The sequence below is a fragment of the Nocardioides terrae genome, from assembly GCF_900112345.1.
GTDB lineage: Bacteria > Actinomycetota > Actinomycetes > Propionibacteriales > Nocardioidaceae > Nocardioides > Nocardioides terrae.
Genome location: NZ_FOLB01000008.1, coordinates 66,557 through 79,936, shown reverse-complemented (window position 1 = coordinate 79,936; position 13,380 = coordinate 66,557). Strand labels below are relative to the sequence as shown.

The 13,380-nt window shown below is 73.1% G+C and carries 10 protein-coding genes; 7 read left to right on the top strand and 3 right to left on the bottom strand.

Annotation, left to right across the window (positions count from 1 at the left end):
• Window positions 1–30 precede the first annotated feature (30 nt).
• Complete coding sequence (locus BM236_RS11900; RefSeq protein WP_091124017.1) at window positions 31–666, top strand: trimeric intracellular cation channel family protein; 636 nt, start codon at window positions 31–33, stop codon at window positions 664–666.
• 25 nt (window positions 667–691) lie between these two features.
• Here the strand turns inward: BM236_RS11900 and BM236_RS11895 are convergent, their stop codons facing one another.
• Complete coding sequence (locus BM236_RS11895; RefSeq protein ID WP_139230095.1) at window positions 692–1,342, bottom strand: TetR/AcrR family transcriptional regulator; 651 nt, start codon at window positions 1,340–1,342, stop codon at window positions 692–694.
• An 81-nt stretch (window positions 1,343–1,423) separates the two neighbouring features.
• Between BM236_RS11895 and BM236_RS11890 the strand changes: the two genes are divergently transcribed.
• Together BM236_RS11890 and BM236_RS11885 are read left to right on the top strand one after the other, a co-directional pair.
• Window positions 1,424–1,897: a DUF1772 domain-containing protein gene (locus BM236_RS11890; protein ID WP_091124013.1), complete on the top strand. Its 474-nt coding sequence runs from the start codon at window positions 1,424–1,426 to the stop codon at window positions 1,895–1,897.
• Between the two features lie 111 nt (window positions 1,898–2,008).
• A complete protein-coding gene (locus BM236_RS11885) occupies window positions 2,009–2,386 on the top strand; it encodes an STAS domain-containing protein (protein WP_139230094.1) in 378 nt (125 codons plus the stop codon).
• Window positions 2,387–2,419: 33 nt separating this feature from the next.
• On the opposite strand, the gene BM236_RS11880 is transcribed toward BM236_RS11885, so the two are convergent.
• Window positions 2,420–3,112 (bottom strand): ANTAR domain-containing protein, encoded by a 693-nt coding sequence (locus tag BM236_RS11880; RefSeq protein ID WP_175507662.1) that lies wholly within the window; start codon window positions 3,110–3,112, stop codon window positions 2,420–2,422.
• A gap of 209 nt (window positions 3,113–3,321) precedes the next feature.
• Between BM236_RS11880 and BM236_RS11875 the strand changes: the two genes are divergently transcribed.
• Window positions 3,322–7,077: a TIM-barrel domain-containing protein gene (locus tag BM236_RS11875; RefSeq protein WP_091124001.1), complete on the top strand. Its 3,756-nt coding sequence runs from the start codon at window positions 3,322–3,324 to the stop codon at window positions 7,075–7,077.
• Between the two features lie 80 nt (window positions 7,078–7,157).
• Here the strand turns inward: BM236_RS11875 and BM236_RS11870 are convergent, their stop codons facing one another.
• A complete protein-coding gene (locus BM236_RS11870; protein WP_091123999.1) occupies window positions 7,158–8,342 on the bottom strand; it encodes an ROK family transcriptional regulator in 1,185 nt (394 codons plus the stop codon).
• 219 nt (window positions 8,343–8,561) lie between these two features.
• Here BM236_RS11870 and BM236_RS11865 point away from each other — a divergent pair, with 219 nt between their 5' ends.
• The 3 genes from BM236_RS11865 to BM236_RS11855 are packed head-to-tail and all read left to right on the top strand — an operon-like array spanning window position 8,562 to window position 13,379.
• A complete protein-coding gene (locus BM236_RS11865) occupies window positions 8,562–9,485 on the top strand; it encodes an ATP-binding cassette domain-containing protein (RefSeq protein ID WP_091124266.1) in 924 nt (307 codons plus the stop codon).
• On the top strand, window positions 9,482–10,168 hold the full coding sequence (locus tag BM236_RS11860; RefSeq protein ID WP_217645311.1) for an ABC transporter ATP-binding protein: 687 nt from the start codon (window positions 9,482–9,484) through the stop codon (window positions 10,166–10,168). The genes BM236_RS11865 and BM236_RS11860 overlap by 4 nt, the downstream gene beginning before the upstream one ends.
• Before the next feature lie 10 nt (window positions 10,169–10,178).
• The gene (locus BM236_RS11855) at window positions 10,179–13,379 is read left to right on the top strand and encodes an ABC transporter permease (RefSeq protein ID WP_091123997.1); all 3,201 of its coding nucleotides are present in this window, start codon (window positions 10,179–10,181) and stop codon (window positions 13,377–13,379) included.
• Window position 13,380: the final 1 nt, after the last annotated feature.

Below are 13,380 nucleotides of genomic sequence, written 5' to 3'. Positions count from 1 at the left end.
GGGGCACGCGCGGTGGGGTAGACAAGGCGCGTGGACACGACGTCGCCGACCTTCGTGGCGCTGGACCTCCTGGGCGTCTTCGCGTTCGCCCTCAACGGCGCGCTCACGGCGATCCGCGTCGCGCGCCTCGACATCGTCGGCGTGGTGACGCTCGGCATGCTCACCGCCCTGGGCGGCGGCATGGTCCGCGACATCCTGCTCGACGCGCTTCCGCCGACGACCTTCCGGGACTGGCGCTACCTGACCGTCGCGGCCGCCGGCGGCCTGGTCGCCTTCGTGGCCGGCCTCAGCCTGGACCGGCTCGCCCGGCCGATCCTCGTGCTCGACGCCGCAGGACTGAGCCTGTTCGCGGTCAGCGGTGCCCTCAAGGGGCTCGACCTCGGCGTCGGGTTCGGGCAGGCCGTCATCCTGGGGGCGATCACGGCCGTCGGCGGCGGGACGCTGCGCGACGTTCTCATCCGGGAGGTCCCCTCCGTGCTGACCAGCGGCCTCTACGCGATCCCGGCGCTGGTGGGCGCTCTCCTCCTGGTGGCCGGCGACCGGGCCGGCCTCGGGGACCTGCCCTCCGCGACGGTCGGCGCCGTCGTCTGCTTCGTCATCCGCCTCATCGGCGTCCGCTTCGACGTCCAGGCGCCACGACCGCCGGGAGACGCGCGCGAAGCCTGACCCCCCGGGGGGCTCAGATGGCCGGTCAGCCCAGTCCGCGCAGCACGGTGTCGACGGCGAACGTCAGCTCCCCCCGGGCGTCCGAGACGTCCTGCCCGGCCGTCGCCGCGAGCCGCGGATAGCGCTCGGCGACGGCCTGGTCGAGCCAGGGCGCGGGGATCGCGTCACGCAGACCCACCTCGAGGGCGGCGTACGTGCGCACCAGGCTGTCGAGCAGCAGCGCCACCCGCAGGGCGTCCACGCCCGCCTGGTCCGCGATCGCACCCACGAGGGCGTCGATCCAGGCGTACGCCCGCGGCTGGGTCGGCATCCTCCTCGGCGTGACGTGGCAGAGCCACGGATGCTCCGCATACCGGTCGGCGAGCAGCGAGGCCCAGGACCGGCAGCGCTGTCGCCAGTCCCTGCCGGTGATGCGCGGCGGATCGCCGATCGCGCCGTCGACCATCAGCTCGACGAGCGCGGCCTTCGAGTCGACGTACCGGTAGACGGCCGTCGTGGTCATGCCGACACGCTCGGCCACCTTGGCGAGCGAGATGCCCTCGAGGCCGTGCCGGTCGGCCAGCTCGACGGCGGCGGCGGCGAGCTGCTCGGGACTCCAGCGCGCCTTCGGACCGCGGACGGCCGGGGCGTCGAGGCCCCAGAGCTGCCGGAGCGCGCGGTCCGGTTGACTGTGCATGACGTTCACTATAACGTCGGGATCTGTGAATCATCTTCACAGATCGGACCCGCCGCATCCCGCGCAGAGAGTCGGAGCCTGATGGACGTCGTCATCGCGATCAGCACCATCGTCGCCATCCTCGGAGTCGCCGTGATCTTCGGCGCCGACGTCCTCGCCGCCGTCGTCCTGCGGCCGGCGTACGCGGGCGTCGACGAGCGCACGCTCGTCCAGTCCGTCGGCCGCGGCCACCACTTCGGAGACCGCCGGCTCCCGGTCGCGGGCATCGCCGGTGTCGCCTGCACGGGGCTCGCGGCCGTCCTCGCGTTCATCGGAGCGATGCCGGCCGCCGGCAGCTCCGCGAGCGGCGCCCTGCTGCTGCTCGTGGTGTGGCTGGTGCTCTTCATGCGCATCGCCAAGCCGGTCAACGTGCGGTTGAGCGCTGCCGCGCTGGCCGACGAGGTGCCGGCGGACGCACGGGCGCTGCAGGACCGGTGGGAGTCGATCATCACGCTGCGCGCCACCCTCCAGGGCGGCGCCGTGCTGCTGCTGTGCCTGGTGCTCGTCTGTCTGTGACCGTGGTGCGGGCTTCGCGCCCGAGGTCGCCGAGTCGGGCGTGGGGTACCGTTCTCGATGACGGCGCCTCTAGAACCGGGGTGCAGCCGTCCTCGGTGACAGGGGCCCGCCTTGCGACCTCAGTTCCAACTCACGTTCGCGTTGCCCTACGGCGACATCCGCATCGACGGCGACCTCGACTTCAGCAGCGGTGACGCCGTCGCGGCCGCCTTCGAGTCACTCCAGATCTGTGGGGCCTCACGCATCCGGGCCGACCTCACCGGCGTCACCTTCGTCGACGCCTACGGCCTCGGCCTCCTCCGAGGCATCCAGCGACGGCTCATGGCCGACGACGGGTACGTCGAGGTCGTCGCCGCGTCCGACCGGTACATCCAGGTCTGCCGGCTCGCCCACTACGACACGCTCCTGCCGGCAAGGGCTCCGGTCCCGCCGGCCACCATCATGAGCACCGCGCCCCTGAGCACCGGGAGGCGGACGCTGTCGGGGTGATCGAGCGCCGCGGTGCGGTGGGGCCGGCCGGCCCTACTGCATCGACCGGACCGGGTCGGTCCCGCCGATGATCTCCTCGGCGATCTCGCGGACCTTGATGTTGCGGTCCTGGGAGAGGCGGCTGAGGTAGCCGAACGCCCGCTCCTCGGGGAGCTGGTAGCGCTCCATGATGACGCCGACGGCCTGACCGATCTTCTGGCGGGACAGCATGGCTTCGCCCAGCTGGTCGATCTGCGCGGCGTAGGTGAGCGCCGTGCGCGCGTGGCTGGCGAACAGCCCGGCGAGGAAGGTGATGTCCGCGAGCGCGCCCACCGAGGTCGAGTAGAGGTTCAGGCCGCCGATGGACGTCGGCGACTCGAAGAGACGGAGGCCGGCCTGCGACTTGATCCCGGCATCCCATGCCAGTCGTCCGTAGCCGGGGTAGCGGGAGTCGGCGAGCAGGTCCCCGCAGACGGTGAACGCGTCGCTCGTGACCCCGTCGTAGCAGGGGCCCTCCTTCATGGAGAACTGGTAGTCGTCGAGCTCCCGGAGGACGGGGTCCGTCATCGCATAGGACCGGATCGCGCCGTCACTGTGGCGGATGGTGATGCTGGCGTGGTCCACGCCCGGCAGGATCTCGACCGCCGCCGTCGTCAGGGACGCGATCGTCCTGTCCAGGTCGCCCGGACTGAGCGACTCGGCCAAGCGACCGATGGCGTCCAGTGCCTTGTCGGTGTTGTCGTCCATGGTTCTGACCGTCCATCCCTCCGGAGCCGGAGGGCACCAACCTACCGGTGCGACGCCGGACCTCGGGCAGGCGGGCCGGCCCGGCCCGGCCGCAAGCCTCCACGAGCCGTTCCTCATCAGAAGTCAGGCCTTTTGTCGAAGTATTGACAGAAGTTGCCCGGCCCGCCAGTGTGAGGCCGATCACCTCGATTCCTCGGATAGGAGCATGAGTGAGTACAAGAGCACGATGGACGCGGGCGGGGGTCGCTGCCGTCAGCGCCGCCGCTGTCGTCACCTCGGTCCTCAGCACGAGCGGCAGCCCAGCCCGGGCCGACACCCCGGGGTCGAACGTCTACACGTCGGGCCATGCCCGGTTCGAGGTGCTGTCCTCGACCCTGATCCGCACGGAGTACTCCGCGGACGGGTCGTTCACCGACGCGCCGACGTTCAACGCGATCGGCCGGGACTCCTTCGGGTCGACCACCTCGACCGGCGAGGAGGACGAGGGCTGGTTCGTCATCACCACCCCGAAGGCCACGTTGAAGTACAAGGTGGGCTCCGGGGAGTTCACCGGCTCCAACCTCATCCTGACCGAGCAGGCGGGTCAGCAGAAGGTGACCGCGTCGCCCTGGGCCGGACAGACGCCGCCCACGTGTGACATCGGCGCCCTGTGCGAGGCGGAGAGCATGCTGCTCTCCGGTCTCGGCACTGCGAAGGACCACAGCGGCTACACCGGCTCCGGCTTCGCGGCCGGCTTCGAGGGCGGCGGCTCGTCGGCCTCGATGACCGTCGACGCCGCCACCGCCGGGACCTACGACTTCGCCGCGCGCTACGCCAACGCCAAGGACGGGACGACCCGCACCCTGAGCGTCTCGGTCGACGGCGGCGCCGCACAGACCCTCAGCCTGCCGGTCACGGCGAACTGGGACACCTGGGGCCTGGCCCGGACGGCGATCACGCTGCCGGCCGGCAAGCACGTCGTCACCCTCTCCCACGGACCGTCGGACACCGCCGACATCAACATGGACAGCGTCGCCGTCCTGGAGACGGGCGCGGAGTTCCCGACCGCTGCGCCGCCGGCCGCGTCGACGTGCGCGTTCGGCGAGGTCTGCGAGGCGGAGTCGGGCACGCTCGGCGGCGGCGCCTTCCCGGCGACCGACCACAACGGCTACTCCGGCACCTCCTTCGTCGCGGGGCTCGGCACGCTGGCCTCCGACACGGTCCACGTGACCGGCGTACCGGCTGACGGCACGTACGCGCTGCAGCTGCGCTTCGCCAGCGCCGCGGGCCAGGGCGACCGACCGGTGTCGATCCGGGTCGGCACACAGCAGCCGACCACCGTCTCGCTCGGCTCGACGAGCACGTGGGACAGCTGGCGGACCGCGTCGTACCCCGTGACCCTTTCGGCCGGTGACAACGACGTCGCCCTCCAGTGCCCGAACGCCGCGAGCTGTGGCATCAACGTCGACACCGTCGCCATCACCGCGCCCGACGCGCCGCTGCTCGCGGCGCACGCGCCGCTCGGCGGCTACCGCCGTGGTGTCGACGGCGTCAACGGCGCGGCTCCGACCGTGCCCGGCCTGCTGTACGCCGACGGCTGGTACCTGCTGAACGACACCGCCTCGTCGATCTTCGACAGCTCCGCCAAGACGGTCACCGCCCGTCCCCAGCAGTCCGGGACCTACCAGGACGGCTACGTCTTCGCCTACGGCACCGACTACGACCGCGCGCTGGGTGACCTCGCCACCCTCACCGGCCCCTCGGAGCTGCTGCCCCGCTGGGCCTACGGGGTCTGGTACTCGGAGTACTACAACCGCACCGCGTCCGACTACCAGGACGTCATCGTGCCGAAGTTCCGCTCCGAGGGCGTGCCGCTGGACGCGCTCGTCACCGACACCGACTTCAAGGCGCCGGACGTGTGGGACGGCTGGCAGGTCGACACCGACAAGTTCCCCGACCCGACGGCCTACTTCGACTGGGCGCACGCGCAGGGCATCCACACCTCGCTCAACATCCACCCGAGCGTGCTGGACTCCGACCCGCAGTACGCCGCCGCGCAGGCGACGGCCGGCAACACGCTGACGCAGAACAACGCCGGCTGCTACAGCGACGTCGCGCACACCGCCAACTGCTACGTCTTCGACTGGAGCGACCCCAACCAGCTCAAGGCGTACTTCGACCTGCACGACCAGATGAAGCAGCAGGGCAACGACGTCTGGTGGCTCGACTGGTGCTGCGAGCAGTCCGTCTCGTCGTCGGCCGGCGTCACCCCGGACGCGTGGATCAACCAGAACTACAAGTGGTACACCGACGACACGCTCGGCCGCGGGTTCAACCTGGCCCGTGCGTTCGGCTCGCTGCAGGCGGGTGGCCAGCAAGCCGTGCCGACCGGCCCGTGGGCGGACAAGCGCAGCACGGTGCACTTCACCGGCGACAGCACGTCGAGCTGGAGCACGCTGGCCATGGAGGTCGGCTACACCCCCGGTGAGAGTGCGTCGACCGGCCTGTCCCCGGTCAGCCACGACATCGGCGGCTTCAACGACTCCTCCTCCGACCCGGCCGGGTCGGAGCCGGGCTCGCGGAAGATCCCGGACGACCTCTACGCACGCTGGGTGCAGCTGGGCGCCTTCCAGCCGATCCTGCGCCTGCACGGCAACCACAGCGACCGGCTGCCCTGGCAGTACGGCACGGCGGCCAAGGAGTCGGCGGAGTCGTTCCTCAACCTGCGCGAGAACCTGGTGCCCTACACCTACACACTCGCGCAGCAGGCCGCGGCGACCGGCGTCCCGGTCACCCGTCCGCTCTACCTCGCCTACCCGAACTCGCAGGAGTCCTACGCCAACGCCGGCTCCGAGTACCTCTACGGACCGGACGTGCTCGTCGCCCCGGTGACGAGCGCCGGCATGGACACCGTCCAGACGCGGGTGTGGTTCCCCGAGGGCAGCTCCTGGACCGACGTGTTCACCGGCAAGACGTACGCCGGCGGCACGACCGCTCAGGTCTCCACGACGCTGGCCACCATGCCGGTGTTCCTGCGCTCGGGCGGCATCATGACGACGCGGACGGACGACGTCACCAACGACGTCCAGAACCCGCTCGACAAGGTGACGGTGACCGTCGCCGGTGGCGCGGCCGGCTCGTCCTCGCTCTTCGAGGACGACGGCAAGACCGACGACAGCACGAAGTCGGCGACCACCGCCCTCGACTACACCGAGGACGGCGGCCAGGCCTCGCTCCGGATCGGCGCGGCGCAGGGCGGCTTCACGGGCCAGGTCACCGACCGGGCCTGGACGGTGAAGTTCACCAACGCCGCTGCGCCGACGGCCGTCCTGGTCGACGGCGTCAAGCAGCCGGCGAGCGCGTGGAGCTATGACGCGGCCACTCGCACGATCACCGCTCGGGTGGCGTCGCGGTCGGTCACGACGGCGACCACGGTCAGCTACCGGACGGTCGCCGCCAACCACGCCCCGACCGCCGGCGACGTCAGCACCCGGACGACGGTCGGCTACCCGGTCGCCCTGACGCTCACCGGGACCGACGTCGACGGCGACCCGCTGACCTTCAGCCACAGCCAGCCGCTGCACGGCACGGTGACCGGCGGCGGCGCCACGCTGCGGTACGCCGCCGCGCCGACGTTCGTCGGGACGGACAGCTTCACCTACACGGTGAGCGACCCGTTCGGGAAGGCGGTCACGCGCACGGTCACGGTGGCAGTCGGCCGGCAGACGCCGGTCCTGTCGGTCAAGCGGCACGGCCACGGCCGGGCGGCCGTGCTCAAGGTGCGGGCGCTCCTCCACGGTGGCGTGACGGCCGGGAGGGCGACCGTGACAGTCAGGGTCGGCAAGCGGGTCGTCGCCCACGGCAGGCTGAAGCACGACAAGGTCACGCTGAAGCTGTCGAAGCTGCCCCGCGGCAAGCACACGGTGGTCGTCACCCTCAAGCAGGGGCCGGTCACCACGGCGGCCAGCAGGACGAGGCGCGTCTGAGCACCTGAGGCGCAGCTCGAACGACGGGCGGTCCGGTCCCCTGGTGGGGCCGGGCCGCCCTTCGCGTACGCCGGCCGGGGTCAGGCCGACGGAGCGACCGAGCCGGAACGGTCGCCGAAGCGACGGGACTCCGTGAGCACGAGTGCGAGCGCGCCGACCATCGACGCCCGGTCGCCCAGCGTCGAGCGCACCACCTCCGTCGGAGGGCCGAAGGGAATCTCCGCGAGCTGCTGTCGGATGGGCCCGAGCAGCAGCTCGCCCAGCTCGGCCAGCTCGCCGCCGATCACGATGGCGGACGGGTTCAGGAGCAGCGCCACGCTGGACAGGCCGACCGCCAGCATGCGGGCCCCGTCGGCGACCGCCCTCAGCACGGCCGCGTCCCCGTCGTGCGCCCGTCGGACCAGGTCGGCGATGTCCTCGACCCGGGCGCCGGCGCGGTCCAGCCGGCGCAGGAGGCCGTCCCCGCCGGCGTACAGCTCGAGGCAGCCGCGGAGGCCGCACCAGCACCGCTCCCCGTCTAGGTCGACGGTGATGTGGCCGAGCTCGCCGGCGAAGCCGCCGCCGCCGCGGTAGAGCGACCCCTCGAGCACGCACCCGAGCCCCACCCGACTGGCGAGCTTGACGTAGACCAGGCTCGGCGCGCCGGCCAGGACCCCGAACGTCGACTCGCCCAGCGCACCGGCGTTCGCATCGTTCTCCACGGCGACCGGGACGTCCCACCGCTCCCCCACCGCGGACGCCAGGGCCGCACTGTTCCAGCCCGGCAGCACGCCCGGGACCGCGAGTCGTCGCTCCGTCCGAGGCACCGGTGCGGCGATGCTGATCGCCGCTCCCATGATCTGGTCGCGGCGGGCGTCGGCCTCGGCCGTCGTCTGGTCGATGCAGTCGAGGACCGTCGCGATCCCGGCGTCCGCCGAGTGACCGTGCGGGAGCGGCACCCACCGCTCGGCCAGCACCCGGCGGGACAGGTCCCCGACGGCGACGGCGACGTGCCGCACGCCGATGTCCACGGCGATCGCGAGCCCCGCCGTCCGATCGAGCGAGACGAGCGCGGACGGCCGCCCCGTCCCACCCTCCGTCGGGGGACGGTGCTCGGTGATCATCCCGGCCGTGCTCAGCTGTGTGAGGAGACTGGAGATGGTGGCCCGCGACAGGCCCGTGGCGGCCGCCAGGTCCGCCCGGGTCATCGCCCCGTGGCGCCGCAGCATCTCGACGACGCTCGACCGGTTGGACTCCCTGATCGCGCTGCTGGACGTTCGCTTCACGGGGTGATCCTCGCGGACCGGGGCGAGCGGCGCGAGGAGATCGCCCGCCGATCACCCCGAGGCGGCCCTGGCTCGTGGGGTGCTTGCTCGGCCCGCGCCGTCGACTCGGCTCGGCCAGGGGTCGAAAGCCCGCGCGTCGGACGCCGGAATCGGCATCCGCACGACGACCGGAGTGGCTAGCATCGGCAGGCACACCTCGCCAGGGCGGAGAACATGCGGATGACCGATCCGGTACTGACCCTTCCGGCCGGTCCCCGGCACGCTCCCGAGTTCGGGCACGACGCCCTCGTCGTGTGCGACAACCTGGTCCGCATCTATCAGACGGACAGCGTCGAGGTGCAGGCCCTGCAGGGACTCGACCTGCTGATCCATGACGGCGAGATGGTCGCCATCGTCGGTGCGTCGGGCTCGGGCAAGTCGACGCTGCTCCAGGTCCTCGCCGGCGTGGATGCGCCGACGGCCGGCCGCGCGCGGGTGGCGGGCCACGACCTGGTGGACATGTCACGTTCGGACCGGGTGCGGTTCCGGCGGCACGTCGTCGGCTTCGTCCGGCAGCAGGCGGCCCGCAACCTGGTCCCCTACCTGACGGCGAGCCAGGTTGTGGACCTCCCGATGACGATCGCCGGCACCGCCCGCAAGGACCGGCGGGAGCGCACGGAGACGCTGCTCGAGACCCTCGGTGTCGCCCACTGCGCCCATCGTCGGCCGCAGGAGATGTCGGGCGGCGAGCAGCAGCGGGTCGCGATCGCCGTCGCGCTCGCCAACCGGCCGAAGGTGCTGCTGGCCGACGAGCCGACCGGCGAGCTGGACAGCGAGACCGCCTCCGACGTGTTCGCCGCGTTGCGCACCGCCAACCGCGACCTCGGCGCCACCGTCGTGGTCGTGACCCACGACGCCGCGGTGAGCGGCCAGGTGGCACGCACGGTCGCCATCCGGGACGGCCGCACCAGCAGCGAGGTGCTGCGCAGCGCGGACACGGAGGGCGCGCCCGGCGCCGCCGAGGAGTACGCCGTCATGGACCGCGCGGGACGGGTGCAGGTGCCGCGGGAGTTCCGGGAGGCGCTCGACCTCACTCGTCGGGTGCGGATCGCGCTCGCCCAGGACCATGTCGAGATCCGCTCCGACAGGGACGAGGAGGAGTGAGCGCCCCCGTCGAGCCGATGGTCGCCGTACGCGGGCTGTCGCGCACCTACGGCTCCGGCCCGGGGACGACGCACGCTCTGCGCGAGGTCTCCTTCGACGTGGCGCCGGGAGAGATGGTCGCGGTGGTGGGCCGCTCGGGCTCGGGCAAGACCACGCTGCTCAACCTGGTCGGCGGTCTCGACCGACCGGACGAGGGCTCGGTGCGCCTGGACGGCACCGAGGTGACCGCCCTCGACGACGAGGGCCTGAGCCGGCTGCGGCGCGACTCGATCTCCTACGTCTTCCAGACCTTCGGGCTGATCCCCGCGCTCACCGCGGCCGAGAACGTCGGGGTGCCGCTGCGCATGCGTCGTACGCCGGTCGCCGACCGCGAGCAGCGCGTCGCCCTCCTGCTCGACCTCGTCGGGATGCGCGGCCACGAGCTGCAGCGACCGTCGGAGCTGTCCGGCGGCCAGCAGCAGCGGGTCGGGATCGCCCGCGCCCTGGCCGGATCGCCGCGGCTGCTGCTGGCCGACGAGCCGACGGGGCAGCTCGACGCCGAGACCGGGCTCTCGGTGATGGCGCTCCTGCGCGCCGTCGTCGAGTCCGAGGGCGTCACCGCCGTCGTGGCGACCCACGACCCCGTGATGATGTCGCTCGCCGACCGTGTGCTCAGGATCGCGGACGGTCGGGTCCACCTCTGATGGCACCCGCGTGCTAGCCCTGGTCTGCCGGCGTGCCCTCGTCCAGTGGCGGGTGCTGGCGGCAGCGGTCGTGCTCGTCGCGGTGGCCGCGAGCCTGCTCGGCGTCTGCACGCTGCTGCTGAGCGTCACGCAGGAGCGCGCCTTCCACGTCGAGATCCTGCGCTCGCAGCCGCGGGACGTGGACGTGACGGCGTACGTCGTCGACGTCGCCGGCCCCGACGTGGCGCATGCCCGCCGACAGGCCGACGGCGTCGTCACAGGGCTGCTCGCCCCGATGCGTCCGACCGTGACCAGCGCCGTGACCGCACGGATGCGGCGGCTGGGTGACGGCGACCGACTGGCCTACCTGGCTTCGGGCGACGCCCTGACGCGGGCGGCCGAGCTGATGTCGGGGCGCTGGCCGACCGACGACCCGACCGGGCCGCCGGAGGCCGTGGTGCCCGACACCGCGGCACGCCTCCTCGGCCTGCGACCGGGCGACCGGGTGACGCTCGGGCAGGAGGTCGGCCTCGGGGGCACCGACCGCCCGGTGAGCGTCAGGGTCGTCGGCACCTTCCGTCCGCGGGACCGCGCCGGCTGGCAGGGTGACCCGCTCTCCGGCGAGGGCTTCGACGCGACCTACAGCGACGGTTCGTTGACCGCACCGGCCTACGGCCCGTTCCTGGTCAGCGACGCGACGTTGTCGAGCACGGACTCGTCGGTGACGGGGATGCGCGTCACCGCCCACCCCCGGCTGTCGCTGGCCGACGCGCCGTCCCTGCGGACCGCGGTGGACTCGCTCGACCACGCCGACGGCCTGCTGACCTCCCAGCTCACCGGGGAGGCCCGCATCACCCGGGTGGCCTCGGACCTCCCGGAGACGCTCGACCGGATCCACGCGCAGCAGGCGACCACGCGGTCCACCGTGCTGGTGCTGCTCGTGCTGAGCACCACGCTGTCCCTCGCGGCCGCGCTGCTCGCCGGTTGGCTGCTGGCCTCGCTCCGCGACGAGGAGCGCGCGCTGCTGATCTCCTTCGGGCTGAGCCGGCGACAGCAGATCGTGGCCGCCCTGGTCGAGGCGGTGGTGGTGGCGGCCGTCGCGGCAGTGCTGGCCGTTCCCGCGGCCTCGCTGGTCCACGCCCGACTCAGCCGGCTCGCGAGCCTGCGCGCAGCAGGGCTCACCCAGTCACCGACGGTCACCGGGGGGCTGGTGCTCACGGTCGTGGCCGGGGCCCTCGTGCTTGCCCTGACGCTGGTGGTCACCGTGCAGGACTCGCAGACCGCAACCGACCGGCACCCACGGGGCCGGTCGGTGGTCCGCGCGGGCAGCGGCGTGCTGCTGGTGGCGCTGGCGGTCGTCGGTTGGTGGCAGCTGCACACCCAGCCCTCGTCGACGGACGCCCGCGGTGACGTCACGCTCACGGTGGCGCCGGTCCTCTGCCTCGCCGCTGCCACGGTGATGGCGGTGCGTCTCGTACCCCTGCTGCTCTCCGGCTCGGCTCGGGCGGGCGGCGCGTCGCGCGGCCTCCTCGTGCCACTGGCGGCCCAGCAGGCCGCGCGACGCCCGCACGTCGGGACCGCGATGGTGCTGATCGCGGCCGCCGTCGCGACGGCGGTCTTCGGGCTCGCCCTGCGATCGACGTGGGGACGCTCGCAGGAGGACCAGACCGCGCTGCGCGTGGGGACCGACCTGTCGCTCGCCCTGCCCGCCCCGGCCGTCCCGCAGGACGCGATGGCGGTGGCGGCGGCGGTGGCGGCGAGCGGTGCGGCGAGCGGTGCGGCGACCACGGCCGCCTCCCCGGTCGTCGACACCCCGCTGGCGCTGGGCAGCTTCCTCGGCGATCCCGGCTCGCCACCTGCGCTCGTCGCCCTCGACACCAGGCACGCGGGCGCGCTGCTCCGTGGACGTCTCGAGCCCGGTCGGAGCTGGGCGTCGGTCGGGGCCGACCTGGCACCTGACGCTGCGGTCGAGGGGTTGCCGCTGCCCGAGGCCGGCGCGGGCATCGAGGCCACCGGCCGGGCACCGGACCACTCCTCGATCACGGCGTCCGTGACCGCCGTGGTCCAGGACCCGTCCGGGTTCCGGAGCTCGGTCGTGGCCGCCACGCTACCGCTGGACGGCCGCCCGCATCCGGTGGACTGGCGCGGTCAGATCGGGGCGGGCGCCCGCCTGGTCGCCGTACGCCTCGACCTGGACGGCGACCCCGGCACCGTGCCCGACTCGGGAGCCGGCAACGTCGCGACGGGCGAGGTCTCGGTGACCCTCGACATCCCGGGCGCGACGGCTGGCTCCGACCCGGCCTGGAGGCTGCTGAGCCTCCAGCGCGACAGCCCGGTGCGCGGTGCGACGGTCTCGGTGGAGTCGCGCACCGGTGGCGTCGCACTGACCGCGACGACCGGGATCGACCTCGAGTACTTCACCTTCACCGGCGCGTCCGTGCTGGCGACGGCGTTCGCGCCACCGGCCGACGTGCCGGTTGCCGTCTCGCAGGACCTCGTCGACGCCGTCGGCACGAAGGTCGGCGGCACCCTCGCGGCCACCGTCGGCGACGCGGCCGTGCCGCTGCGGGTGGTCGCGGTCGTGCCGGACGTGCCGTCGGCTCCCGGACGGGTGGCCGTGCTCGCCGACATCGACACCCTCACGCGGTCGCTCATCGACGCGGGCCGGCTCGACCCGGTCGTGGACGCCTGGTGGTTCGCCCGTCCGGCGCCGGACCTGGTGCGCGTGTTGCGTGGCACCCACCTGGGTGAGGTGACGACGCGGCAGCAGGTCGCCGCGCAGATGAGCCACGGGCCGTTGCGCGTCACGGTCCCCACCGCGCTCGCGGTGCTCGTGGTCGCCGCCGGGCTGATGTTCCTGGCGGGCGTCGGCCTCGTGCTCAGCGCCGACGCGCAGCGGCGCTCGGCCGACGTCGCCCGTCTGCGCGCGCTCGGACTGACCCGCCGCGGGGCCCGACGGGTGCTGCTCGTCGAGCACGCCGTCTTCATCGTGCCGCTGATGCTGGTGGGCGCGCTCGTCGGGATCCTGGGGGCCGTCGTGGTCGGTCCGCAGCTCATCCGGTCCGACGTCGGCGCCGCCCCCGTCCCCAGCGCGGTCGTCGCGCTGCCGTGGGCGGCGGAGACCCTGCTCGGAGGCGGGCTGCTGGTCGCCGCGCTCGTCGTGACCGCCGTCCTCACGGCGCGCCAGGTCAGTCGCTCCGGCCCTGCCGACCTCCGGGCGGGTGACCTATGAG

Excerpts from the sequence above, each read along its gene's own strand:
- BM236_RS11895 (WP_139230095.1), bottom strand. The coding sequence starts at position 1,342 with ATGCACAGTCAACCGGACCGCGCGCTCCGGCAGCTCTGGGGCCTCGAC.
- BM236_RS11890 (WP_091124013.1), top strand. The coding sequence starts at position 1,424 with ATGGACGTCGTCATCGCGATCAGCACCATCGTCGCCATCCTCGGAGTC.
- BM236_RS11880 (WP_175507662.1), bottom strand. The coding sequence starts at position 3,112 with ATGGACGACAACACCGACAAGGCACTGGACGCCATCGGTCGCTTGGCC.
- BM236_RS11865 (WP_091124266.1), top strand. The coding sequence starts at position 8,562 with ATGACCGATCCGGTACTGACCCTTCCGGCCGGTCCCCGGCACGCTCCC.